This window comes from Variovorax sp. SRS16 (assembly GCF_901827165.1).
Taxonomy (GTDB): Bacteria; Pseudomonadota; Gammaproteobacteria; order Burkholderiales; family Burkholderiaceae_C; genus Variovorax.
In genome coordinates, this window is sequence record NZ_LR594667.1 from 135,459 (window position 1) to 156,677 (window position 21,219).

Here is a 21,219-nt window from a genome sequence, read left to right on the forward strand (position 1 = left end):
TGGGCCCAGGATTATCGCAAACCTGCCGGCCTCCGGCGGTGGCATGCGGGCTAAACGCGTGCCCTATCCTGTGAACAAACCCTATAGGCGTGCAGAGCGCCGGTTAAATGCGCGTACTTTCCAAATTCCGGGACTATTACGACAACGCTCAGGCCCTGGGCGCGGATAAGACACGGGTGTTCGTGCGAACGGCCGCACGCCAGCAGTTTGCGGAGGGAGCCGTTCCTGTTCCCTGGAATGGCCTCACCGCAGCGGGGATTCCGCGCCGTATCGAAATCGCTGACGGCAGTGTGGTCGCGCTCGACGCACTCCACATCCTCTTTGCCGGCAAGTTGTACCGTGGCCTCCGTGTCCGCCTATACGGGCGCCACCTGCGCGGCTACCGCCCGCCACGGGACCACGACTTGACCGACTGCTACGCCGTCGATGAACATGTCTTTTACAACGCGCCGGGGGCCATTGCCGACCTGAGCCGACATGTGCCGGAGAAGGAGCTGAAGGCAAAGGGGTGGCGCTCCAAGCGCACGCTTGCCGAGAAAGTCGGCGACTTTCTAGGCGAACAGGGTCGCACCGAACTCTTCGACTGGGCGGTCACCCAGCGTGTTGCCATCGCGGTCAAGGAGGCTGAGCGCAGGGGAGTTGGCGTTAGCCGGGTAAGCCTGACGCTGAACCCCGCGCTGGAAACGGTGGAGTTCTACCGGCTATTCGATGCCTATCAGGCCTATCAGGAGCTCGACATGTTCTGGGGCGGCGTACTGGCACCGGAATCGCGCCCCATGGTCGGCATTGCGGACAAGTACCGCATTGCGCAAGCTGGCTTCGACCAACTCAGCTTCCGCAAAAGTCCAACCAAGCGACATACGGGATGAGGTGCTCGTCGATGGGTGCCCCGACTTCAGCGCTTTACTTGTCGCCTAGTGCCGCGTGGCCCTGACCTGCGGAAGCAGGCTTGAGAACACGCCGGCCGTGTCCGACGTGGTGCCAGAAAAGAACGTCACTGCGCCAAACGTGTCCCCGCGGACCTTGCGCGGGTTCTTCACCAGAGGGGCGGTCCCAAGCCAGACGCCTTCGTTCGTCTCTACCGTGAAGGCCATCTGGCTCACGCGATAGGGGCTGTTGCCGACTGAGCCGTACTTATCCATGATGGCGTCGAAGTACTTGAGTTTTCGCTTCGGAAGGCCCCAGGAGTTGACCACGAGAACGACGAAGTCCGCGCTCATCAGCGATGCGACACGTCTGATGTGCTCCGCGGCTTGCGTCTTGGCCTGGTCTTCATCGGTAGGCAGCGGCACTTCAAACACTTCCCGGGACAAGGTGCTGCCCACTATGGCGAACGCCTGAGGTGCATTTCCGGCTTCGACGTCGATTCGTACTTTCTTGATAATTCCGTCGACCAGGTCGGCGAGCTCAGGTGGAAGCGGCTTCATTGTGGGAGGGGACGGGGCATGCAATGCGCCATTGTCGCCTCCGGCGGTGCCTTGGCGGGGGCAGGACTTCGGGCGGCACATCACGAACTCGGCCTTGGCCCAGAATTGCTCCTGCTAGAGGTGTCAGCGCAGCCACATCTTCCCGAGGCCTCTCTCTAGTGGGCTCCGAAGGTGGGATACACTCGCGCCGCTTGCAACTTCGCTTTAGAAGCTGCGCCGCCATAGGCAACATGGTGAACTATTCCAAGGAAAACTGAAATGAACCGTATCGAACTGGTCGAGAAGATTGCATCCACCCACGATGTGAGCAAGGCAGAGGCTGCGCGCATCGTCGAGACCTTCACCAGCGCCATCATCGGTGCCGTGAAGAAGGGAGAGCCTGTCCAAATCATCGGATTTGGCACGTTCAAGCAAGTCTCCCGCGCTGCTCGCTCTGGATTTAACCCGCGCCTGGGAGAGAAAATCAAGATTGCCGCGCAGAAGGTGCCGAAGTTCGTGCCGGGCGCCGCCTTCAAGGCCGCCATCGACCCGAAGGCCGCCAAGCGCAAGGCCGACAAGGTTGCTGCCACGCCGTTAGCCAAGAAGTCCGCGCCGGCGAAGAAGGCTGCAGCGCCCGCCAAGAAGGCGAAGAAGTAAGCTGAGAGCTTGGCTCTAGGAGGCGGCCCTACGGGGCCGTTTCTCATTGTTGGGCGGCCGCTGACGGGGGTGGCACCGTGCCATAAAAAAGCCTGGCATCTCGGAGGGAGAGCCAGGCTTGGAATCAATCAGCTATGTTCGGCCGTGGCCTTGAGGTTCTCGAACCAGCGAAGGACCGCGGTCCTGCTTCTCGGCGTTCGAGGGCGGAAGCCAACGTCGTCCTTGTGAGCATCCGAGAATGCCGACCAGAGGTCCGTGTCGACCAGGCGGCAGTCTGCCTGCTCTCCGAGCAGCCCGACCAATTCGGTCACTGTCGCCTCGTAGGCTGCGCGCGCGGACACAACCTTCGGATGCTTCCAGTCGTTGTTGACACCCTCGAGAGCGAAGGAGTCGTAGTAGGCGGCCCTAGCACGGTACTGGCGCAGCTGCGCATCTCGCGCCTCGGGCGTTGGCCCGGCAAAGTCTTCAGGTGTCATGGTTTGGGGGTGAGTGGTCCTCATTGGTATAGGCGCGCGGCTGAGCGCGCCTGACGTTTAAGGAGGGGAGCTATATCTCATCCAACGAACTGCCACCTTAGGCCATGGAACCGTTTACCTTCCTGCTCGCTTCCGCATTCTTCGCCACCTCGGCTCACGCTGCTCTACCGGCGGCCGAGGTTGTCGCCACCACAGCCACCGTGGTAGCCACTTCAGCTGCCCGCAAAGTCGAGACACTTCCTTCGGGGGTCAGGGTGCAGCACACCTTGAAGGGTGCCGGCGCCCACCCTACGGCCTCGGACACCGTAAAGGTGCACTATCGCGGCACCCTGCCGGACGGTTCGGAATTCGACAGCTCCCATAGGCGGGGCAAGCCCATCGCCCTTCCCTTGAGCCGCGTAGTCAAGTGCTGGACAGACGGCGTACAAACAATGCAGGTCGGAGGCAAGGCGACTCTAACTTGCCCCAGCGACACCGCCTATGGCCAGCGGGGGGTGCCCGGCAGCATTCCGCCAAACAGCGTGCTGAAGTTCGACATCGAGCTGCTCAGCATCGGTTCCGACCAATAGAGGGCGCTCCCAGGCGGGCGTCCTGTGGTGTGCTGGCTTCCCGGGGAATAGGAAAAACCCGCCAGGCGCATGTGCCAGGCGGGTTTCCACAATCAAGCTAGTGCTCGAGCTCTCGGGAGCATGCCGGCAGCGATGAGCGGCTGCACCTTCCGAGCCAGCCGTTGGTTGGTTTCGTCGGGGTCATTTGCGAACTCTGCCAAGTCAAGCCAGCGGCACGAGTGAACTTCCTCGATTTGAGGCACGGGGTCGTACGGCTCATCCACCATACCCAGGTAGACGAAGTCGTGGTGCCAGTGCTTGCCTTCGTTCTTGCGCTGCTGCGCGGCAATCGCGTGGGTGTTGATGTCCAGGGGGATGGGCGCGAGGCTCCAGGCCCCCGGGCAGTTGAGGTCTGTCACCCCAGTCTCTTCCTCAGCTTCGCGCAGCGCCGAGTCGAACAACGAGCAGGGCTGCTCAGCATGCCCGCCTGGCGGCAACCAGCGGTTGTAGGCTTTGTGGTGGATGACCAACACCCTGGCTCGGGTCTCGTCCAGAACGAGCATGCTGGAGGTCAGATGGCCCCGCATGTTCGAGCGAAGGAAAATGTCCCGGTCGTCGGCAAGCTGGGCCTGCAACGCACGGAGGCCGGCTGCTTCGTGCGGATTGCGCGCCAAATAGGCCTTCACCGTCTTCTTCACAGTCTCAATCAAAATCTCTCCTCATCATGTGTGTCCAAATTCGGTCCCCGGTAGAGGCTCTGCGACGCGGGCGCGCGGGAGGTCCAATACGAGGATTGATGGCTTTGCCAGTCCTCGCCTGTGTAGCTAAGTGCCATCGCTAGACCCCCGAACTGAAAGGATTTGTCATGGCCACTGAAATCGAACGAAAGTTTCTTGTGAGGGACCGCTCCGTGCTCTCGGGGCTGGCCGGGACCCATATTGGCCAGGGATATCTGGCTGACAACGGAATGACCGTTCGAGTGCGGGTCGCTGGCGACAAGGGATTTCTGACCCTCAAGAGCAACACCCAAGGGCTATCCCGCGCGGAATTTGAGTACCCCATCCCCCTCAGCGATGCCGAGGACCTCCTGAACGGCCATGCAAGCTTGGGCCGCCTCACGAAGGTGCGCTACCTCATCCCCGTCCGCGATGTGACCTTCGAGGTCGACGTCTTTGAGGGCGAACTGGACGGTTTGGTCGTCGCAGAAGTTGAGCTTGGGTCCGAGGAACAGGACTTTCCGCGGCCGGCATGGCTCGGCGACGAGGTCAGCCACGACCCCAGGTACCGGAATTCGGAGCTGGCGGTAAGTCGCCGGGTCCCAGCCTAGGCCTGATTCTCTACACGAGAGAGGACAACTTCCCTCTACCTCAATGGAACACAACGAAAGCCAGGTCGCGCGAGCTCTCCTGCTGCTGAAGGAGAACGCCGCGGCAGCGATGCTCGAGATGAATGTCATGGCCGACTACGAGCTCCAAAAGGACTTGAAGGCGGTCACCGAGAGCCTGGCCCGCCGGCTGATTGGCCCGGCAATTTACCCAAACGCGGCGTTCAACGACCAGCCGGAAGCGCTCGCCCGCTGCTTCTTGTTGGAGGACGAGCAACCCGACGCCTATGCCCACCTGGTGCGAGGCATCTGCGCCGAGGAATCCGAAGGCTTCCTTCAATGCTACGAAGGCTTGAAGCGCCTTGACGTTCTCGTGTGCGGCCTTGGCGACGACCACGACTACGCCTACAACCCTGAACAGGGTACGATTGAGGTGGATGCCCGGACGCCTACGGCGTACTACCTGACCCCCGCGAGATTTCTCACACTCTTGAAATCGAAGTTCAAGGAATCAAGGCAAGCCTGACGCTGGCCGCTCCCCAAAGAACCCCTTTTTTGCAGACAGATATGAAAAGCACACCGACTCCCCGCACCCACACTGCCCGCACGAAGGCCGAAGTCACCACGACGGTCGGTCCTTCGAAATACGAAGTCACGGTCCCCGCGGGGACGCGTTGCGCCAAGCTGGGCGGCGGCTCCGAACCCTGGGTGGTCGATGACCTCAGCTTCATTGAGAACAAGCAAGGCATCCTGTATTCGGACGCCGATATTTACGGCATTCGAATCGAGGAGGCCAACCTGGCCGACATCACCCCGATTGCTCGCTGAGCAAGCCTTCTACCGTAGATTCACGAGCCCCGCACTGCGGGGCTTTTTTCTTGGGCAGGTCGCGCGGCTACCTACACACGGCAGGACTACTTTCAGGAGAACCGATGTTCAGAATGCACTTGAGCGAAGAATGCCGCAGCAGGCTAGACCAGGAGGCTTCGGAGGCGAACCGCTTGTACCGGCTTACCAATCAGTGGCTCGCGTCCGCACTGCTGAAGCTGGCGCGTGAAGCCCGGAAAAGTACGACCCTCCGACCCGACGACTGCACCTACGATTCCAGCCTCGTTTGGGGCGTGGTGCCCGAGCTCGCGCGCAGGCTTGGGAGGGTGAAGCTTGAGGTCGCCGAAATCGATTGGGAAGTCAGGGACCTGACCAACTATGAGCTGCGATGCCGAATTGGCGCCACTCTCGGAAATGTGGCCGAGCGCAGTTCCGCTGCCTGGTTGCTGTTGACCAGAACGCCGGTGAACGGTAATCCCGTGGCGTATGGGGCCGACCGCCTGCAGCCAGGTGTAGTCGGGGACCGGCAAGACCGCCTTACGTGCGCTATCGCTGAGGTTGCTCGCTGTCGAGGCGTCGCCTACAGCGGCGTCTGGTCGCCGGCGCTGACCCCCGGCTGAAGGCCACTCTCGCAACATTCGGCCCCGCGGCATCCGCGGGGCTTTTTCTCGTCGCCCTGACCGCAGGTGTGGACGGTAAAACGCCCGCAGAAGCGGGCAGGGGAATGAGCGTGCTATTCGCGGCGCAATCCGATGAGCTTGGCCTAGTCCAGGGACGCAGTAGGCCCACGTCGCCAAGATGCTCGGTCAAGCCGCGGTAAAGGTCGTCGCGCGGGAGCTGTGAGGCCGAGGTGGTATCGCGGCCGTCGTTGGGCAGGCTCGGCCTCCCTAAAGCGCCTGCCTAAAGTGCCTGCCTAAAGTGCCTGCCTATACAGGTTTTGCACACACAAAGGACACAAGAATGAGCCACTTCGTCGCCATCCGCCCCCTCTCCGTTCCGATTGCAGCGTTCATGCAAGCGCCTGGGCCGGTGAAGATGGAAGAGGTACTCGCCGGTCCCATCCGCGCCCTCTACGAGGCCGGTCAAATCCGCGGCCCGGCAGAGATTCAGCTCCTCGACCTGACGTCTTCAGATGGCCGGCTCGCAGTAGACCAACTCAGTTTGGCAGCAAACGATGAGCTCGCCGTTCATGACGAGGAGTTTGCGGTGGCTGCGCAGACTGAAGTGCCCCCGAGCCCCAAACTGACGCCCGAGCCGCCCACCGCTGTAGTTCGCAAGCTCTCGTTGGTGCGCTGACAAGCCCTTTCGAAAGCCGACCTCGTGTCGGCTTTTCCCTGAGGCGATAAATGGCAGTGCTATTCCAAAGCTGGCGCGCCACCGTTGATGGCCCCTTTTGAGCAGCACCGCTTTATGAACAGAAATCTCCTCGCAGCAGCACTCCTGGCGATGACAGTCGCCCCAGCATTCGCCATGGGCGCCAATCGAAATGCCATCGTCCTCGTCGAAACCTCCGGCCCGCGATTCGAGGAGGCGAAGGCGCTCTGCAAGCGGGCAGGCCCGAACGTCAAGGACTGCGTACAGGCGAAACTGGTCGCAAGGGATGTGCTCGCGCTGGCCAGGGCACTAGTGCCTCACCCGCGGGCGCGGCAGCACCCCTAGCCCTCGGTCCCCGAGTCCATCGGACCCGGAAAAACGCCCCGCTCGACTTTCTGCGAGCGGGGCGAAATCATTTTGCCAATTCGGAATCGGCGGCGAGTGTTGCCTTAAGGACGTCCGGCTGCAGGCCAAGCGCTTCCAGCAAGCGGGCCGTGTGGTCGTAGGACGACGATTGCTGGCTTTCGAAGCCAAGTCGCTGGTAGTGGTGGAACGCGTCGTAGGCCTCAAGGTGGCGCTCGACCGTTGCGACGCCATCTTTCGCGCTGACCGCGGCAATGCCGAGCTGTCCTGTCTCTGACAACTTGACGTGGAACAGGCCGATGACGTGTCCGTTCTTCCTCATGAAGCTGTAATACTTCCCGAGCAGTTGCTTCCAAGGGCTATCCGTCGGCGCGTCGTAGCAATCCGCACAGAGCACGGTCCGCGAGTTCACGGGGATGTCGACGGCCTCCAGTTGCTGGCAGCGGGCGGCAAGCATTCGGGCCTGCGTCAGTTCCTCGTCTCGGCGTTCCGGCGGGAAGGAATAGTGTTCAACCGCAATGCCCTTCCAGTAGACGTTTCCGTCGGGTGCCTTGGTGAGGTGCGGCGCCAGATACGTCCGCTGCCAGGTTGCGTACGTCCCCTCGGTGACGTTCCTATGCATTGCCTCGAACAGCTCGACGGCTCTGCTGGTCAAACGGCCGTTGACCGCGCCTTCCAGCAGATGAAGGTCTGAAGGGCTCAGGTCGTCGCCGTCGTTGGTCTTCTGAAGAATGGCGATTGCCATGTCTGAGTGGGTCATGGGATGCTCCTGTAGATTTCCTGCGACGTGTAGGAAAGCGCTTCAGGGGCGGCCCGAAGGTTCGGCATTCATAGACAAAGAAAAGGCGAGCCCTGGGTCGGGCTAGCTCGAATGATTGTGGTCAACGCCTTGCTGGGGCGCGCTGCTCCACGTCCCAACGGCAAAGGGCGCTCATGGAGATGCAGCCCCTTGGGGCAGAGAAGTTTGCTGGGTCCAGGCGGTCGGCCCACCAGACCCCGTCGAACACATCGAGTTCCTCGACAATGCCGGTCAGCACCATGTCAACCGCCAGGTCATCAGAAACCTCTTGCCCCGTTACTTTGGCGAGGAGCGGGGTGGCGACGTCCATCTCGATGAGGTCCGTCGTGATGTTCTCCGCCCATTGCTCGATATCGTCGGCTTCGGCCCTAGCCTTGTCTTCGTCGGCGAAAAGGCAGTACCGCTTGTCGCCCACCTCGGGGTCGGTCCACTGCAACCTGTGCCTGGTTGCCCGTTGAAGCCAGCCGCGGCGGGTACCTTCCTGCGCGAGTTTATGTTGCTGGCTAGGGCCAAGGCGGCGGTAGTCGATGAAGCGGCCGGCGCTTCGGTCCTTGCGGCTCAGCACCCAGAGTGGCAGGCCACCAAGGCGCGCGATTTGCTCCCAGGCATCGGGGTGCTGAGACACGGAGAGCCCGGCGCCTTCGTAGCTCACGCCTCGAACGCCTTTGTCGACAGGGTTGAGGCTGCCTTGGTGCCAAAGCTTGCGAAAGCTCCGGCTCGGATAGGATGAGAGATTCATTGGTACGGGTAAGTTGTCCTTCCTCCTGTAGCTACGAGTGCGCTGACGCGGCCGCCCCAAGAGAAAGGCCGTCCACAGGGACGGCCCAATCAGGGTGCGGGCGGAGCTAAGCTTTCCATGCAGGAGAAAACTCGACCTCGTGAGCGAGCAGCTTTGCTGCCGTGATACCAACGACGGTTTGCAGGTCGTAGCCTTCCGTGCTGGTCCCGCCCACGTATGCGTGGCAGCTGTACCAGTGCTTGACCACGGTTTCGGATTCAGCGCCTTCACCATAGATGGCGTGAGAGCCCGAGACGAGTCCGACGTTTGACAGGAGTTCCCCGGTGAGGCGCCAATCGGTCGTCGGGGAATACGGGCCCCACTCGTGGTCGGTCAGCACCCGCGGAGGCTGCTGCGGGGGCACCGCATCAACGTCGATTTGCTTGTGACAAAGCAGCGCGATGGCCAGGTCGAGCTCTGGACCAGTCATGCTGTCCGGTTTAATACGAAGCAGGGCTTCGGCAGCTTGGCGACGCTGGGAAAGGGTGAGGATTTCCATGGATTTCCAGGTAGTTGGGTTCTGCCCTGTGTAGAAAACGGGCCCGCTTGCCGTGGGCGCAGGACTCGCCTCGGCTTAAGGGGCTACGGTGGGGAGGTCGTTTTGCGTTCGCGTCACCGCCATGCGCACGGTGCGGACATCAAGGTGCCGAGCCTTCAACTCCTCAAGGAAACTCAGTTGACGTTTCGGCGTGTAGATGCTCTGTCGGTCGCCTTCGGTGTACCGAGGCGTTGAGAAGAATCCCATGAGCATGCTCGAGTCGCACCGACGCGCCGGAAATCCCCAAGAGGTGCAAAGGTCCGGGCAGTCATACTCGACGCGGCCCCACCTGGCCAGCAGCTTTGCTTTCAGCTGTGGCACGGAACGAAGCCTCTTGGGGTGGGCAAACGGTGCGGACCGGAGGTGGACCGAAAAGGAGAACGTAGCGAGGTCGTATCCCCGCTGCGCGAGTTCGACCAAAAGCCCGGGCTCTGGCGACGGGTGCGGCGGGAGGAAGCTGAGAATCGTCACACGGGGTTCAAGTAGCGCACCCTTCAGGAAATCGAAGTCGCCGTCGCATATTCCCGCTCCCCGGTTAAACTCGATGTACGGTGTTCCGTCAGGACGGCGGCGCCTCCCTCGCGCAAGGAATTCACCTGGGCGAGGCCGGCACACAGCGGGTACCGCGTCACAAGCGCAGATGGCGGGCAGTGTCGTGGCGGGGGCGGGTAGGGCGGTCATTGCGTCAAGCGGCAAGCAGGTTTGTTCAGGCATTTCAGGCGAGCGCCGTCAGGCGGTCAGCGCGCAGGTGGGGCGCCACGTCGGCAAGCTCGCACCCAGGTCGTCTAGGTGCCGGATTTAGCGGAGCAGCGCTGCCGCAGGTGCACGACGAAGCACCCGGCGCGCACGGGCGAGGGGTCAGGCTAGTTGCGCTTCGGCTTCGGCGGAAAGCACTCTGCGAACCAGGCTTGCACCGGCTTCGACACCGCGAGCCAGCCCAGGCCGCCCATTGCGGGGCTGAGGACAACCAGAGCCAGCAGGCACCACAGCAGAAACGGCTGAAGGGGCTGCGCCGTTACCGTAGGGTCTCCCTTGGCCAAGAGCCGCAGCACTACGGCACCCGCGGACATTGCGAGCGCGATGACAACGATGAGGAGCGCCGGCACGGCACCCGACATTGCGGCGAACCAGGCGCGCTCTGCGGGCTGCATGGCTCGATTCTCCCGGCGAGCAAAGGTCACGTTGGCGGCACCGGAAAGGACGAAGAGCGACAGCAAGCCGGTGATTGCCCAGAAAACAGGTTTTCCGAAAGAGAGCAGGCCGTTGAGCCAGAAGCATGCGTACAAGACGGACAGCCCCGCGCCCGCTCCGGTCAGGAATGGGACAACCACCGGGGCGTGGGCTTGTAGCGCTCGTGCTGACAGACCCATGCGTTCACAAAGCTTCAGGAAAATAGAGGACATGAAGGCGTATAGCGCCTGGAGCTCAGCTTTTCTCTGTGCCTGAGGCAAAGGAAAGCGCCCTCCAAAGGGAGGGCGCGGAATGAGGCATGCTAGGCGTAGCCCGGGCTCCTTGTTACAACGCCGGACGTTGCGCGTAGTCGCTTAAATATCTGTCCATCAGCGCCAGGTGCTTGGCAGCAAGAACATAGGATTCATCCTCGGTGCGCGTGGATGGAATCAACTCGGTGCTGCCAGGGAAGCCCATCGGTGTGGCCACGAAAAAGTGCTGCGCGTTTGCATCGCTAGGCAGCAAATCGCCGTACACGGCGCCGAGCTGGTACACAGCGATATCGTAGATGTAGCACAGCAGACGGCTCAGCATTGCTTCTGGGCCGGCGCCCTTGAGCCCATTGAGGGCCCCCAGCAAGTCAGCGGTGCGCTTCGAGAACGCGTCGTCGCGAATCGCTTCCCAGATTTGCAGAAAGTTGGACTCGGCCAGGTTCGGAGGATTTTGGTTCATTGGTCAAAGGGTGGTTGTCCTTTGACGTGTAGCCAGGAGGGCTCCGCTCGCCCCATGTCGCGGCTTGACAGCCTGCTTACTGGCGGATGCTGCGGGCGTTCTTCTCTGGCGTCCCCGATAGAACGGCCTCGAGCGCGGGCCATTTTTTGCGTGCGGCTATCTCTTCTCTCCACAGTTGATGCACCATTTCTTCGACGGGGCGCAAAAGCAGTTGACGCTGCGGCATCTCGCCGAAGATGCCCCAGTAGCCCGTCTCGAGTACGCGCGTCGTGACAAAGTCCAGGTCGAAGGGTATGCCCACATAGGCGCACTCCTCCGGGTTCTCCCACGTCGGGTCGACGACGGTTCCGTCGTGGGTAACACACCAGGCGTGGGCTGTCGCCATGGCAGATAGCGCATAGCCCTCGACGTAGACAAACCTGTCGGGGAACTCTGTCGCAAGCTGGGCGGCGTTGCAGAAGCACTGCCTCTTCACGGCATTTCGCGCGATATCTCTCGGGTAGGGCGCCGCCTTGAAGACCTTGCCCCGATGCAGCACGTACACATACAGCATCGCACCAAACGTCGCAAAGGACTGCAGCTGAGCGCGCAGAGTGGCCTCGGCTGGCGTGAGGGAGGAGGGCCAGTGCTCGAAGAAGGCTGCGGCAGTTGCATGCCGGCTGGCTACTTCGTCAATCTGCTGGTCGGCATCTGGGGCGGTTTGGTGGGGCATGAAGGGTCGTTGCACTGGACCCCTTATTCTGCCTTGCCTGAATTACGTCGGTCACCGACGCCGAAGGGCGAAGGTGACGATGCCTGCGGCGACAGCGCCCTTGCTCTTTGCCTTCCCTGCATAGGAGTGAAGCCGCGCGAGCGCACTCTCCGCGCCGTCCGGGGATTTCCAGCCCATCATCTCGAACTTGAGGTCAGGAATCGCAGGCGTGCCGTTCGGCGCGGAGCGGACGTAGTCGGGTTTCAGGCCACCAAGGGCTCGCTTGTAGGCCTCGTAGGCTGCTTCAATCTTTGCCGGGTCATCGCTTCGATATTCAAGGGATGCGGCCACGAGGCCCTGCTCGGGGTCGAAATCGACGCCCCGAACCGAGAACTCGAACTCACCTAGGTTCAGCACCCGATGCGTAGGCGACTTGGCCGTCGTCCGCGACTCGAGCTCTTCGCGGGACATGCCGCGCCAAAAGCCAACCTGGGACTGCGTGAGGAGCTCGAACGCCGTCGAGTCGTCAGCCGCTGCGCTTAGGAGGCCTGCTGACGGACCGCCTTGTGCATTCGCAACTGGAATGCCGCACGCGATGACGACGGCGAAGACGAGGGGGAGAAGGGATTTCATCGTTCAGTTCCGAAAGGGGTTGCTGTTGAATAGCGCGCGGCGCTTAAACGAGCGATTGGCATCGGCACTGGCCAGCAAAAAGCCCTGCATCGGCAGGGCTCTGTCGGGCTACGGCCGCTCAGGCGACGTTGAAGCCGACCTTCCGGCTTTGAGCGATTGCCCGCAGACGTTGCACGACACGCACTACGGTCGTTAGCGCGTCCTTGCACAGGTGGAAGGCGTCGCTGAACGTGTAGCCGTCCTTCGTGCCACCTTGCGCGGCTGCCTGGGCAGCGAGCTGGCGCTCAAAATCATCAGTGAACTTCGGGCTGTGCGAGACGGGCATGACGGTTGCTCCAAGTAGTAGAGGAAGGGTTTACCCTACGTATAGCTCAGCGCTCAAAGTTAGCCCTCGCCTATAGAGTCGGAAATGCCGCCGGGGCCCGGGTCGCCAGGCATCGACCCTTTCCTTGCTTCCAACGGGGAGCCGAAGAGGTCGAAGTAGGTCTCTGGTGCCCTCTTTGCACTCGACAAAAGCACTGGCTCCACGTATCCCCGGAACTTCTCGGACGCCCAGATGAACCTGTCAACCGGGTGGGCCTCCTCGCCAGGGAAATCGGCCAGGAAGTCGAGCGGTACTGCAGGAATGCGCTCCACAAGCTCGAAGCGCCCGACCGTGTTTTGGCCGAGCAGTTGGCCGGACTCCAGGCACAGAAGCACGCCGGCGGGCATGCCGACCAACCGGGCTCGTTCATCGGTGGCCACGTTTTGAATCGGGACCACACCGCCGATGAATCCGAAGATGGCGTTCCCCGAGGAGGAAAAGCCGGGCTTGGCTTGGTCGAGCGCGAGGTAGAAGCGAACGAGCTCCGCCTTGATGGCCTTGAAATCTGCGGCGGGTACGAGGGTGGGGTCCAGCGTCCAGGTAAGGGCGGCCCATTGGCCTCCAAATCTGGCGTTGTCCCTTTCGAGCGCGAAAGGATTCGCCTGTGCCAGACCGCGCATGGCTGCGCCGTACTTGCGTACCAACCACTCGTCGTGCCAAAGCTCCTCAACACAAGAGGCGGCCAATCCGATTGGAACGCCGGCGTCCATCAACGGTAATAGGCCCTGCTCCCGCGACAGCCAGGAGCCACCGAAGGCTTCCATGCCGGGGTGGAACACGAAGCACACGTCGGGCGTTGCCTCGCTCTGGGGGCGCTCCGCCCACCAGCTTGAAAGAGCATCCGCGGCGAGCTCTGCCGTAGGCAGGTTGCTCACAGCGTCTGCTCCGGCGCTCGTGATGATGCCGGACCGTTCGTTTGCCGAGCGAATGCTCGCGTTCTCTGTCCCCTGCTTCAGTTCCGGCCCGACTAACGTGACCCGCACCGTCATTTTTGGCCGTCCAAGCAACGTGGGCAGGTATTGGTACCAGCGACCTTCGTCCAGGCTGTCCGGGCCCTTCGCGGCGCCAGCAATCACGACATGGAGATGCGGACGCTCGAGCAAGGCGGGTACTTCCTGCGCAATCCACCGGGCGACCGTGGCGGGCGCCACGAGAACGGTCTGGAGAAATTCCTTCGGGAAGCGCTTCAGGCGCAGCCCAAGCGAGGCCTGCGTCACCTCGCGCAGGAGATGGCGCCAGGTGGAGTGGTCAAGGGCGGGGACGTGTGCGGGCATGTGAAGCGTAGGGAAGTGCTCGTTCGGTCCTGTAGCAAGGCCCTTTAGCCGGAGGCAGGGTTAAGGGGTGCTACGCCCAACAGGGGCGAGGCGGAGGAGCCTCGTACGCAGAAGCTATTTAAAGGGGCTTCGCTAAACGCTTCAGGAACAACCCCCTGGAGCTTTTGATGACCGCTCTTTTTCACAAGGATGTTTTTATGCCGGCGCGCCTGGCTGAGCCATGCCACCGTGGACCTCTGAGGTACACGAGGCACGCCCTCAATGAAGCCAACAGCGACCGGTACGGTAAGGTGACGTTGCTCCATGCCTTTATCCCGGAGCAAGCAACCCTCATCGAAACGGAAGCGGAAGACGGCCCCGACGGTCGAAATAGCCGCGTTGTCAAGCAACTGTGGCGCTGCCCAATGGACGAGTATCGTGACCTAGTCATGGCGCTCCTGCCAGGGGGCGTCGTCAAGACAGTCTGGGTCAACTTGCGCTCTGACAAGCATCGAACCCTCAACAAGGCTCGCTACGCTCGCCGCTGATGTTTTCCTGCTGCCCTCCCCGAGGGCAGCATTTTTTTGCTCGGGCGCAACGGCCTATGGTTGAGCTTGGCCCCAAAACGCGCTTGCAACTGCAGTGAGTGCCGAGGCTCGCCCGGCCCAAAACAAGCGCTCCGGCTCTGCCTCTGCTCGGGCTGCTTGGCAAGCTAGTTCATGCCAGGTTGGCCGCGCGAGGCTTTGCACCGCGCCTGCCAGCTGTTCCGCTTGCTCAGCCGCCCAATGCCACTGTGCAGGGAGCTGAAGCGCATGCTCGCCCGGCGCCTCAGGGACTTGCACGTGAGCCGGTAAGCCCGAATAGTCGTCTTCGAACTCCGAGGCCTCGGCTAAGCCTCCCGAGAGGAATTGGAAGACCAGATTGAGCCCGCTGTCGAAGCCGACGGAGAAAGGGTCAGGGGCTTCGCGCATGCTGATAGCGAGGGCAGAGCGAATCGCCCTGAGCTGGTCTTTACTCAGGCCGATGTCCGAAAGGTAGAGGGCGTATTCGCTGCGGAGCATGACTGCCTAAACCTCGACGACCATGGCAGGGTTGAAGTCGACGTTGAGGCTACGGGGGCCGCCGCGTGGGTTGCAGAGCACGCGTGTCGAGCCGACCATATAGTCGTGCGTTGCGTGCATGTGGCCGTGGACCCAAAGCTTGGCCATCGAGTTGCCCACGTACTCGTCCATGTCAGAGGCATAGGCCCCGTTGAGTGGTGAGTACCGGAAGCCCCGGGTGAGCGAACGTACGGACGGTGCGTGGTGCGTTATGACCACCACCTTCTCCGAGTAGGCGTTGGTCAATCCGCGGTCTAGCGCGCGCAGGCCTCGCTCATGCATCCGCACTGCGTCGTTCGGGCGAAGGTTCCTGGCGCTTCCCGTCCCATCGCCGATGCGGATGTACTGAAAGTCGCCCATGAGGTCCTGGGCGGCATGCTTGGCCAGCACGGACGACGCAGGGCCGTCAATCTGAAAGTCGGACCACAGCGGAGTTCCGACGAATCGCACCCCCTGCAGCTCTACGGACTTGTTGTGCAGCAGGTAGACGTCGCCTGCGCACGCAATGCGGTGCATGTTCAGCAAGCGCTCCGAAATCACCCCGTCGTAGAAATCATGGTTCCCCGGCACGAAGAAGACGGGCTTCCCCGCAGTCTGGGCAAGCTCGACGCACCACACGGCGGAGCGTGCACCATCGTCGAAAAGGTCGCCGGCCACCACGATAGCGTCGGCTTCGGTGAGCGGCGCCGTCCAGGCTGCGCCGTCCATATGGAGGTCGGAGAGGATTTGAAGGTTCATGGCCGAGCTGGGAATCAGCTCTCGTGTAGGGCCGTGACTTATCCCCTGCTGCCCCTTCGGCGCACGGGCATACCGAAAGGCAAGCCAAGGCTTGCCTTGAAAAAGGCGTGAAACCGCCATCACCCAGGATGGGTGGGGGAGGCGACGTGGGCGGGCGCGAGAGGCAGGCGTGAAAAAGGGCACCAAAAGGTGCCCCGTGTTGAATGTTGGAGTACTTCCTGCTTAGTGGCCCGAAAAAAGCTCGCGAACGCCGCCGGACAGCTGCTCGAGATGCACCCGCTCTTGACGGGTCAGCCGGGCAAGGCCACTCGAGTGCGGATTGCGGCGGGCATTGCTGCACAGGCCGCAGTTCGTATTTCCACAGTCCATTGCGTGGTGTTTGCGGAAGCGGCCACGCTGAACAGAAACGCGAGCGTCGTTAACGGCCGTGGCGCGAGACCTGGCGATTGCCACTTGGCGCTGGATGGCGACGGCATCGAGAAAGCGTCGTTGGGCGCGGCTGTTGGTCTGAACTTGCATTAAATCTCCTTGGTGCAAAGCACGGAGGTTGTCCGTGCCACCTATAGCGAACGCCCCTGTCCTCGCGGGACCATGATGCGCGGTAGGAAGCGAGACGCCGAAAACCAAGCGCTGACAGCACTTGTGACCGCCGGGTTAGCCGCAGGGGCCTCATCGGCGATGGCGGCCTAAAGCTTCCGGTCCTCGCGCCGATAACCCATAGGCAACCCCTGAGATATCGAATGCTGGCCCGCCGAATTCCCCTTCAATACGTCTTGGCCCTGTCGGCGTTCGTCGTGACCAGTGTCACCGTGGCCTTTGCCGTCTGGTCGGCCTGTTCCTCCCGTGAGCGCTCCATCGAAGAAGCATACAGGGAAGGGCAGCTCGTGGCCCAAAGCCTCTCCGGTCACCTGTCGGCCTCCTTGCGGGACGTAACGAACACGCTCCACGCCTCGGCTTCGGCCATCCGCGCAGAGGGCGGCTACCGCGCCCTCTCGCCCGCGAGGGTGCATCAAGCCATCGCACGCGAGGTGCTCGATAACGCCGTCATTGCGACCCTTCTGGCGGTGGGCCCGAATGGCGAGGTGGTCGCAAGTTCTGGGCGCGTCACCCCGCCTGACGCCTACTTCAAGGACTGCGAAACACTCGCCTACTTTAAGAAAACGCCCCTGGACCGCGGGACCCACATCGGAGAGCCGCGGCGGGCGCCCGATGGCACCGAGTGGGTGCTGCCAATTTCCAAAGCGATTTACGACGACAAGGGGAAGTTTGGCGGCATGGTCATGGCGTTGGTCGACCTGCGCTACGTGCGGACTTTCTATCGCTCGTTGACCACCCGGCCCCACACGGTCCTTTCCCTGGTGAGCGACCGGGGAATCTTGCTGACACGTGTGCCATACACCGCCAGTACGGTCGGGGACAACCTTGCCGGAACCACCCTGCCTGTGGGCTCGTTCGGCGCCGAGGGCACATTCACCATTCCGGCGGGCGTTGCCAAGGACGGTCGGGCCAAATTCGCGGCATACAGCCGTGTTCCCGGCCATCCGCTTATCGTGGCGGTCGGGCTGGACAGGATTCAGGTGTTCAAAGCCTGGCGAGAGGTCACGCGCGGCGTCATCCTGTTCTGCACTGTGGGTCTGGTCTTCTTTTGGGCCATGTGTGCCGCAATCTTTGCCTGGCTACGCCGCCTGCGAGCCGAGGAGGAGCGTTTCGAACTTGCCGCAAGCGGGCTGCGCGAGGGCGTATTCGACTACAGCACCGAGCCCCGACGGTTCTATCGGTCACGCCAGCTCGCCAATCTTGCGGGCCACCGTGGTCCGACCTGGGGGAGAACGCTTGAAGCCTTCCTTGGCGCCCTCGCGCCTGAGGAAAAGCGCCGCGTCCTGCGACGATTCCTGTGGGCGACCCGAAATCGAGAGGGATTTCGTTTTGACGTGAGCATCGAGCGCAGCCTTGGCGGGGCTGATGTCCTCTTCGTATCGGGGCAGGTCGTCAAGGACGCTGCGGGTCAAATTGTCCGGGTATGCGGCATCGTTTGCGACATCACGGAACTTCGACGTGCCGAGACCGAGGCAAAACGATACGCCCGTCGCTACGGCGTCCTGTTTGAGCAGGCCAATGACGGCATCGCACTGTTTCGGGACGGCAAGTTGATGGAAGCGAACCCGAAGCTGCTTCGGATGCTCCGCATGAGCCGCGCCGATGAGCTTGCCGGATTTGACCCCTGGGACCTCGCCCCTCGGCTGCAACCGGATGGGCAGCTCTCGCGCGAGATGGCCCTGAGCAAGATGCAATCGGCGCTTTCAGGGCTACCCGTGTATTTCACTTGGCGCGTGCGCCGCGTAGACGGCTCGGAATTCACCGTCAGCATCAGCCTGACGCTGGTGGCCGTCGACGGCGCGCCTCAGCTCCTTGCTCATGTGCGAGACGTGCGCCACATGCAAATCGACGAACGAGTCACCGAGCCCGGCGCACTGCTCTCCCTTTAATGCGTCGTTGCAGCGGGCCGTCAGGTCCCTCGCAGACCTTCCTTTTAGACCCGTACCCCCTTTTCATGGGCGGTTGCTAGACCGCGAAGGAACCACATTTTTTGCGACCTCGCGTCGCCAACGAAAAGCCGGCACAGCCGGAACAAGGAAACAGGACGCATGTACCGTTATCGAACGAAATCTCTCTTGGGCTTCGCCGCCGGCCTGGCTGTTGCCGTTGCACTCACCGCTTGCGGGGGTGGCGGTGGCGGTGGTGGCGGTGGAGGCATGATGGCCTTCCCGGAAACGCCCACGACGCCACCCGTCGTGGAAGCGCCCCAAACGCCCGCGCAACCGACCGACTCGCCGTTAGTCGCTGCTTGCACCGGCTGCGGCGCGGTCGACCAGAACACCTACGGGGGTTCGGGTACCGGCGTCTGGCAGGCTTCGAACACCTCCACGATTCCTGTCGACATTCCGGTGTCCATCAAAGGCCTGAACGGTCAATTGGTGACGCTGGTGTTCACTAACGAATCCGCTGAAGCGGTGCCGATGCCGGCGCTGCAAATCTACAACCTCGGCGGCAAGACCCAGCTTCTGAGCAAGTCGGTCATCGGCGACGTCGAGCCGAACAAGGTGGACGTCGCAGCGAAGGCTGAAATCAGCGAGTTCAATCGCGCTGGCTTCGGAAAGCTGCTCGGCGGCAAGGCATCCAAGTCGATGTATGCAGCCAAGCTGACTGCGCCGACGGCGCCTTCGCAGGCTTCTGGCTATGCGGTTGGCCAACAGCGGACCGTGTACCTCAACGACCGCTCGCAGCGCACCGTCAGGCTGGCAGACCAGAAGATGACCGGCGACGGCACGATGGTGAACGTCTGGGTCGAAGCTTCGGAGCTGGCCCCGGCACGCGTCTCTGACGCGCTCGTGACCCGCATGCGGGACACGTTCGCAGGCACCGGCGGCATCTACGACATGTTGGTGAAGGTCGGTGGCCCTCTTTGGGGCCCGCACGCTGAATCCTTCCTCCTGGATGGCACGGCACAGCCGATTGACATCTTCTTCGTGAACTTCGACCAGAACAACCAGGCCTACGGCCTCGGCGGCTACTTCTGGGCGCTGAACAACTTCAAGAAGGACGGCGACCCGCAACTGGCGATGAGCAACGAGTCCCTGAGCTTGTACATGGACACGGAAACGATGTACCTGGACGGCGAGCGTGGTCTCAAGCAAATCGTGACAGCCCTGGCGCACGAAGGCATGCACATGCAGAACTTCTACCGCCGCGGCGTCCAGATGGGCGTTGAATTCACGTTCGACATCTGGCTCGAAGAAATGTCTGCGCTGATGATGGAGGACTGGGCCAGCTTCAAGCTGGACGAGGCTCACAACGCAATTCGTGACGTGCGCTTCCCCTCCTACCTGAACTACCGCGGTGTCGGCAGCTACAACTGCAGCCTGCTGAACTGGACGCCGATGGCAGCAACCTGCGAAAGCTACGCGGTCTCCGGCTCGTTCGGTGGCTTCCTGAATCGCCAGTTTGGCCTCGGCTTCTTCAAGTCGGTGCTGAACAGCACGGGCATCGAGGACTCTGCGGACATCCTGGACGCCGCCATCAAGGCTCAGCGTGCTGGCTCGGGCATTGGCAAAGAACTGCGTCGCTTCTCGGCCGCCTCGGCTGGTCTGGTGCCGGTGAGCTCGGGCGTGCCTGAGTACACGATGCCCGCTCGTAGCGAAGAAGGCTTCAACCTGGTGGACATTGACCCAGCCTTCTTTGGTGAAGTCGAGCGTGGTTTGCCGTCTGCGGTTCCAGCACAGCTGGAGTCCCTGGCGAGCTTCCCTGTCACCCGCTACCACGCGACCGGGACGTACAACGAGACGATTCGCGTCCCGCAAGGCACGACGCTGACGGTCATCGTCAACTAAGACCCTCGACGGTCTGATTTCAAAGCTGCTCCTACACCAAGGAGCAGCTTTTTTCTGCCCCATACTAGGACCGCCAATGCTCAAAAATCCCCGTTTCGCTCTTGCTTCCATGCTTCTGAGTACGCTTGCGCTGTCGGCCTGCGCGGCACCGTCGGTCGGCCAGCACATCGAACTCACCGGAAAACTCGTTTTGCGGGGAACGGCCGAGTTCAACACGCCGGCTGTCGTCACCAAGGATGCAGGCGTTTGGGCGCTCGAGGGCCTTTCGCCCGAAGAGGCAGCCCGCCGGCAGAACACTCGAGTCCGCGTGCACGGCACGGTGACCCGTGCAAGGGAGGCAAAGGCCGTGGGGCCGCGCCTTCGGGTCGACTCGCTCGAGACCCTGAAGCCTGATTGATTCCAAAACAAAGGGGACCGCGATGCGGTCCCCTTTAATCATGAGCTGGGCTGGTCGTTAACCGAGGCCGTAAGCGTCCTGCGGCGAGACTACGCGGGCGTAGCGGGCGTCCCGGCCGAGTGTTCCGTCCTCCCAGGCTTCGTCGGTACTCGGGATGCGCGGCTCGCGCATCTTCGTGTCGTAGTCGAAATAGGTGCCTGCGACGTCGAGGCCTAAGGCCTTCGCGCGCGGAGAGAGCGCGCCTTGATTGTCGGCAGCGGTTTGACTTGCTGGCATCGTGTTCCTTCGGTAGTTGCTTGGAGTATGTGGAGCGCCGGCCCTCCGGTCGGCCTAGGCAGCCAGCGTGAACTGGGTCTTGCCGGTTGCCAGCAGCTCGTCGCCAAAGTTGCGAACAGCGTAGTCGGGGTACCACCAGACGTCGCCGTGTACGCGTCGCGAGCCGTCGTCGAGGTATTCGACATCTGTTGCCAGCATGGGGGCATCTGTAAGGGCGGCGACATCCTCGGGGTTGATGCGGTCGAAGTGCCCGTTGGGTGACCAACCGGTTGCTTCCAAGAGCCAGGAGAGCAGCGTCACGTCGTCGCCACCGTGGGTTTCGAGCAGGTCTGCTACCAGTTCCTTGTCGTCGTCCGACTCGAGGATGAACTGGAGATTGCCGCCAGGGGTGCGAAGATATTTCAAGGGGTTCCTTCAGTTGATGACCTGAAGGGTGTAGCTAGCGA

Annotated in this window: 29 protein-coding genes; 13 read left to right on the forward strand and 16 right to left on the reverse strand. The window is 62.1% G+C overall.

Annotation, left to right across the window (positions count from 1 at the left end):
- Positions 1–107 precede the first annotated feature (107 nt).
- Entirely contained in the window at positions 108–869 is a 762-nt protein-coding gene (locus tag E5P2_RS28640) for a hypothetical protein (protein WP_162570756.1), read from the forward strand.
- A 45-nt stretch (positions 870–914) separates the two neighbouring features.
- On the opposite strand, the gene E5P2_RS28645 is transcribed toward E5P2_RS28640, so the two are convergent.
- Complete coding sequence (locus E5P2_RS28645; RefSeq protein ID WP_162570757.1) at positions 915–1,427, reverse strand: hypothetical protein; 513 nt, start codon at positions 1,425–1,427, stop codon at positions 915–917.
- Between the two features lie 258 nt (positions 1,428–1,685).
- Here E5P2_RS28645 and E5P2_RS28650 point away from each other — a divergent pair, with 258 nt between their 5' ends.
- The gene (locus E5P2_RS28650; RefSeq protein WP_162570758.1) at positions 1,686–2,063 is read left to right on the forward strand and encodes an HU family DNA-binding protein; all 378 of its coding nucleotides are present in this window, start codon (positions 1,686–1,688) and stop codon (positions 2,061–2,063) included.
- A gap of 128 nt (positions 2,064–2,191) precedes the next feature.
- On the opposite strand, the gene E5P2_RS28655 is transcribed toward E5P2_RS28650, so the two are convergent.
- A complete protein-coding gene (locus tag E5P2_RS28655) occupies positions 2,192–2,539 on the reverse strand; it encodes a hypothetical protein (protein WP_162570759.1) in 348 nt (115 codons plus the stop codon).
- A 104-nt stretch (positions 2,540–2,643) separates the two neighbouring features.
- Here E5P2_RS28655 and E5P2_RS28660 point away from each other — a divergent pair, with 104 nt between their 5' ends.
- The gene (locus E5P2_RS28660) at positions 2,644–3,108 is read left to right on the forward strand and encodes an FKBP-type peptidyl-prolyl cis-trans isomerase (protein WP_162570760.1); all 465 of its coding nucleotides are present in this window, start codon (positions 2,644–2,646) and stop codon (positions 3,106–3,108) included.
- 92 nt (positions 3,109–3,200) lie between these two features.
- Here the strand turns inward: E5P2_RS28660 and E5P2_RS28665 are convergent, their stop codons facing one another.
- Entirely contained in the window at positions 3,201–3,797 is a 597-nt protein-coding gene (locus tag E5P2_RS28665; RefSeq protein WP_068677247.1) for an NUDIX hydrolase, read from the reverse strand.
- A 155-nt stretch (positions 3,798–3,952) separates the two neighbouring features.
- Here E5P2_RS28665 and E5P2_RS28670 point away from each other — a divergent pair, with 155 nt between their 5' ends.
- The 6 genes from E5P2_RS28670 (at position 3,953) to E5P2_RS28695 (ending at position 6,898) form a co-directional block, all read left to right on the forward strand.
- Positions 3,953–4,414 carry a CYTH domain-containing protein gene (locus E5P2_RS28670; protein WP_068677249.1) on the forward strand — a complete coding sequence of 154 codons (462 nt, stop codon included), beginning with the start codon at positions 3,953–3,955 and terminating at the stop codon, positions 4,412–4,414.
- Between the two features lie 43 nt (positions 4,415–4,457).
- Entirely contained in the window at positions 4,458–4,937 is a 480-nt protein-coding gene (locus tag E5P2_RS28675; protein ID WP_162570761.1) for a hypothetical protein, read from the forward strand.
- 41 nt (positions 4,938–4,978) lie between these two features.
- A complete protein-coding gene (locus tag E5P2_RS28680; RefSeq protein WP_162570762.1) occupies positions 4,979–5,239 on the forward strand; it encodes a hypothetical protein in 261 nt (86 codons plus the stop codon).
- A gap of 104 nt (positions 5,240–5,343) precedes the next feature.
- The gene (locus E5P2_RS28685; protein ID WP_068677256.1) at positions 5,344–5,859 is read left to right on the forward strand and encodes a hypothetical protein; all 516 of its coding nucleotides are present in this window, start codon (positions 5,344–5,346) and stop codon (positions 5,857–5,859) included.
- 340 nt (positions 5,860–6,199) lie between these two features.
- A complete protein-coding gene (locus tag E5P2_RS28690; protein ID WP_068677259.1) occupies positions 6,200–6,535 on the forward strand; it encodes a hypothetical protein in 336 nt (111 codons plus the stop codon).
- A 114-nt stretch (positions 6,536–6,649) separates the two neighbouring features.
- Positions 6,650–6,898, forward strand: coding sequence for a hypothetical protein (locus tag E5P2_RS28695; protein ID WP_146039495.1), 249 nt, complete (start codon positions 6,650–6,652; stop codon positions 6,896–6,898).
- A gap of 67 nt (positions 6,899–6,965) precedes the next feature.
- Here the strand turns inward: E5P2_RS28695 and E5P2_RS28700 are convergent, their stop codons facing one another.
- The 9 genes from E5P2_RS28700 to E5P2_RS28740 all read right to left on the reverse strand — a co-directional run bounded on the left by E5P2_RS28700 (position 6,966) and on the right by E5P2_RS28740 (position 13,895).
- Complete coding sequence (locus E5P2_RS28700) at positions 6,966–7,676, reverse strand: hypothetical protein (RefSeq protein ID WP_162570763.1); 711 nt, start codon at positions 7,674–7,676, stop codon at positions 6,966–6,968.
- 121 nt (positions 7,677–7,797) lie between these two features.
- Entirely contained in the window at positions 7,798–8,367 is a 570-nt protein-coding gene (locus E5P2_RS28705; protein ID WP_162577749.1) for a hypothetical protein, read from the reverse strand.
- 193 nt (positions 8,368–8,560) lie between these two features.
- Positions 8,561–8,992, reverse strand: coding sequence for a hypothetical protein (locus E5P2_RS28710; RefSeq protein ID WP_162570765.1), 432 nt, complete (start codon positions 8,990–8,992; stop codon positions 8,561–8,563).
- Positions 8,993–9,894: 902 nt separating this feature from the next.
- A complete protein-coding gene (locus E5P2_RS28715; protein ID WP_162570766.1) occupies positions 9,895–10,434 on the reverse strand; it encodes a hypothetical protein in 540 nt (179 codons plus the stop codon).
- A 112-nt stretch (positions 10,435–10,546) separates the two neighbouring features.
- Entirely contained in the window at positions 10,547–10,933 is a 387-nt protein-coding gene (locus E5P2_RS28720; RefSeq protein WP_162570767.1) for a hypothetical protein, read from the reverse strand.
- A gap of 76 nt (positions 10,934–11,009) precedes the next feature.
- Positions 11,010–11,645 carry a hypothetical protein gene (locus E5P2_RS28725; RefSeq protein WP_162570768.1) on the reverse strand — a complete coding sequence of 212 codons (636 nt, stop codon included), beginning with the start codon at positions 11,643–11,645 and terminating at the stop codon, positions 11,010–11,012.
- 51 nt (positions 11,646–11,696) lie between these two features.
- Positions 11,697–12,257, reverse strand: coding sequence for a hypothetical protein (locus E5P2_RS28730; protein WP_068677276.1), 561 nt, complete (start codon positions 12,255–12,257; stop codon positions 11,697–11,699).
- Positions 12,258–12,375: 118 nt separating this feature from the next.
- Positions 12,376–12,582 carry a hypothetical protein gene (locus E5P2_RS28735; protein ID WP_068677278.1) on the reverse strand — a complete coding sequence of 69 codons (207 nt, stop codon included), beginning with the start codon at positions 12,580–12,582 and terminating at the stop codon, positions 12,376–12,378.
- Between the two features lie 59 nt (positions 12,583–12,641).
- Complete coding sequence (locus E5P2_RS28740) at positions 12,642–13,895, reverse strand: MSS51 C-terminal domain-containing protein (protein WP_068677280.1); 1,254 nt, start codon at positions 13,893–13,895, stop codon at positions 12,642–12,644.
- Positions 13,896–14,062: 167 nt separating this feature from the next.
- Between E5P2_RS28740 and E5P2_RS28745 the strand changes: the two genes are divergently transcribed.
- Positions 14,063–14,422, forward strand: a complete 360-nt coding sequence (locus tag E5P2_RS28745; RefSeq protein WP_068677282.1) for a hypothetical protein — start codon at positions 14,063–14,065, stop codon at positions 14,420–14,422.
- Between the two features lie 519 nt (positions 14,423–14,941).
- Here E5P2_RS28745 and E5P2_RS28750 read toward each other — a convergent pair.
- Both E5P2_RS28750 and E5P2_RS28755 read right to left on the reverse strand, forming a co-directional pair.
- Entirely contained in the window at positions 14,942–15,712 is a 771-nt protein-coding gene (locus E5P2_RS28750; RefSeq protein ID WP_162570769.1) for a metallophosphoesterase, read from the reverse strand.
- Between the two features lie 222 nt (positions 15,713–15,934).
- Positions 15,935–16,231 carry a hypothetical protein gene (locus E5P2_RS28755; protein ID WP_102906933.1) on the reverse strand — a complete coding sequence of 99 codons (297 nt, stop codon included), beginning with the start codon at positions 16,229–16,231 and terminating at the stop codon, positions 15,935–15,937.
- 221 nt (positions 16,232–16,452) lie between these two features.
- On the opposite strand from E5P2_RS28755, the gene E5P2_RS28760 reads away from it, so the two are divergent.
- The 3 genes from E5P2_RS28760 to E5P2_RS28770 all read left to right on the forward strand — a co-directional run bounded on the left by E5P2_RS28760 (position 16,453) and on the right by E5P2_RS28770 (position 20,497).
- Positions 16,453–18,198 carry a cache domain-containing protein gene (locus E5P2_RS28760; RefSeq protein WP_068677290.1) on the forward strand — a complete coding sequence of 582 codons (1,746 nt, stop codon included), beginning with the start codon at positions 16,453–16,455 and terminating at the stop codon, positions 18,196–18,198.
- A gap of 159 nt (positions 18,199–18,357) precedes the next feature.
- Positions 18,358–20,100 (forward strand): M30 family zinc metallopeptidase, encoded by a 1,743-nt coding sequence (locus E5P2_RS28765; RefSeq protein ID WP_232076909.1) that lies wholly within the window; start codon positions 18,358–18,360, stop codon positions 20,098–20,100.
- Positions 20,101–20,209: 109 nt separating this feature from the next.
- Complete coding sequence (locus tag E5P2_RS28770; protein ID WP_146039497.1) at positions 20,210–20,497, forward strand: hypothetical protein; 288 nt, start codon at positions 20,210–20,212, stop codon at positions 20,495–20,497.
- A gap of 57 nt (positions 20,498–20,554) precedes the next feature.
- On the opposite strand, the gene E5P2_RS28775 is transcribed toward E5P2_RS28770, so the two are convergent.
- Together E5P2_RS28775 and E5P2_RS28780 are read right to left on the reverse strand one after the other, a co-directional pair.
- Positions 20,555–20,773: a hypothetical protein gene (locus tag E5P2_RS28775; protein WP_068677295.1), complete on the reverse strand. Its 219-nt coding sequence runs from the start codon at positions 20,771–20,773 to the stop codon at positions 20,555–20,557.
- A 54-nt stretch (positions 20,774–20,827) separates the two neighbouring features.
- Positions 20,828–21,178 carry a hypothetical protein gene (locus E5P2_RS28780; protein WP_068677297.1) on the reverse strand — a complete coding sequence of 117 codons (351 nt, stop codon included), beginning with the start codon at positions 21,176–21,178 and terminating at the stop codon, positions 20,828–20,830.
- Positions 21,179–21,219: the final 41 nt, after the last annotated feature.